Consider the following 2,196-nt stretch of genomic DNA (forward strand, 5'->3'; position numbering starts at 1 on the left):
CTCTAATACATCCTTGTCCACGAGGCGGATGCCCAGATTTGTCAGCCTGATCATGGGAGGGATCGCATAGATTACGACGGCTATCACACCAGGAACCTTGCCGATTCCCAGCAGCATCACCACCGGGATCAGATAAACGAAGCTTGGCATGGTTTGCATGACATCGAGTACCGGATTGATGACCCTCTGGATGCGCTCCGATCTCGACATCGCAATTCCAACCGGCGCACCGAGCACGATGGCTATGATCGTCGAGACAAGGATCATGGACACCGTCTTCATCGTATCGTCCCACATGCTCAGGAACCCGATTGCAACGAGGGTGACGACGGTTCCAGCCACGGTTGTCAAGTTTCGGGATGCAAGCCATGCCAGCCCAGCCGCCAGCGAAATGATCAGCGGCCAGGGCGTGTCGGTTAGAAAGTGCTCGCACTTGATCAGAAGGTACTGCAACGGCGCGAAAACGCCCTCAATTGAATCGCCGTATGTTCGGGTGAAGGTTCGAAAAGCGTCATCCAGCCCCTTTTTGACAAGCCGCAAGGCCTCGTCATTGAGATGGGGAAAATTTGTCAGCCAATCCATGAGGAATTCTCGGTCGGTCAGCCCAGTGAGGGCAATGGCGGTCGCAATGATGGCCGCTCTAAAGGCCACCACCGCGACACGTTGATTAAAGTGCCGCTTTGATTTTTCCGGCGACGCCGACCGGGACCCACTTGGCCCAGATATCCTCGCGTGTCTTGAGGAAATACCTTGCCGCATCGTCACCAGTGGCCTGGTTGTCGGTCATCCAGGTCAAGAGACCGTTCACCGTATCGTTGGACCACGACCGGGTTTGCAGGTACTCCATCACTGCGGGATCAGTACGATCCGAAAAGCCTTTCGTGACGATCGTCTTTACTCGATCTTGCGGCCAAACGTTTGGCTTTGGATCGGCACAATCCGCCACTGTATTGCAACGCTTCCATTCAGCCTGATTGTAAGGAACCCCGAAGTCGAGCTTCACCATTTCATACTTTCCCAGAATCGACGTCGGAGCCCAATAGAATCCGAGCCAGCCTTGGTGGCGCTCATATGACTTTGCTATCGATCCATCCAAGCCGGCTGCCGATCCGGTGTCGATCAAGGTGAAGCCGGCTTTTTCAGCGCCGTAGGCTTTGAAGAGCTGCGTTGTAACAACCGTCGCGCCCCAGCCCTGAGGCCCATTGAAGACCGCCCCTTTCGATGAATCTTCAGGTGCTGGAAAGAGCTCCGGATGTTTGAGCGCATCCGCAATGGTTTTGATATCCGGATGTGCTTCGGACACATACTTTGGAATCCACCACCCGTTGACGCCACCATCTTTGAGGGCCGCGCCAGTTTCAACAAGCTTGCCTAGCTTGATGCCGGTAGCGACAACATCTGGCAGCAGATCGACCCAGATCTCGGGAGCAACATCGGGCTTTCCCTTTTCGATCATGGAGGTGACCGTCGGCACGGTGTCCCCTTCGAGAATTTCCGCATCACATCCGAACCCAGCTTTAAGAATGAACTTGTCCAGGCTTGCCAGCACTTCAGCGCTCTGCCAATTCATGCTGGAGATTGTCAGCTCACCGCAGCTTGATGCAGCATTCGCAGGGAGTGACTCCAGTACAAGAATTGTCAGGCATGCCGCCGCCAGTGGGAGATTTTTCACGTCGTTTCCCCTTTCATTTGCCTATGTGTTACTGAGTAGCGCGCTTGATCGGAGCCGGTCTGTCCGGCGACCGTGATGACGGAACAGACACGCAACGCATCAAAGAGCGCAGCATGGATGTTCCTCGAAGAGACCGCGTCACCAATCCGGAACAACACGAAATCACCGGCCGGGTTCACCGTTCGGTACTCGGCTTTGCCGTCCAATAGAGATGCTACTTCTATTTGGCCGTTGTTGACTGAATGACTTTGAAGATCGAAGTACAATTCAGCGTTTTCTTCCGTCCCGACTTCATAGAAGACATGATCGGCCTGGAATTTTTCTTCCAGGTCGGTGAGGACGTTTCGCACGGTGACGGTCAAACGGTTGCCGTCAGGGCTCAAGGCAACGATCTCACGGTCGGTGAGGAAGTTCACCCCGCGCTGATACAGGTTGCGCATGCCGACGCCGTAGTTCGTCGGCCCGAGATTATGAAGAGGTGTGCGATCCGGCGTTAAGAGAGTGACGCAAGCACCGGATTGGGT

General features: G+C 54.8%; 3 protein-coding genes. All 3 read right to left on the reverse strand.

Annotated features, from left to right (window positions below; translation table 11 throughout):
• A partial coding sequence (locus EN994_RS28255) for an ABC transporter permease subunit (protein ID WP_127308002.1) occupies positions 1-582 on the reverse strand: 582 nt, incomplete at its 3' end.
• An 85-nt stretch (positions 583-667) separates the two neighbouring features.
• A complete protein-coding gene (locus EN994_RS28260; protein ID WP_164746276.1) occupies positions 668-1,657 on the reverse strand; it encodes an ABC transporter substrate-binding protein in 990 nt (329 codons plus the stop codon).
• 11 nt (positions 1,658-1,668) lie between these two features.
• A partial coding sequence (locus EN994_RS28265) for an FAD-dependent oxidoreductase (RefSeq protein WP_348631693.1) occupies positions 1,669-2,196 on the reverse strand: 528 nt, incomplete at its 5' end.

Source organism: Mesorhizobium sp. M7A.F.Ca.CA.002.09.1.1 (genome assembly GCF_003998555.1).
GTDB lineage: Bacteria > Pseudomonadota > Alphaproteobacteria > Rhizobiales > Rhizobiaceae > Mesorhizobium > Mesorhizobium ciceri.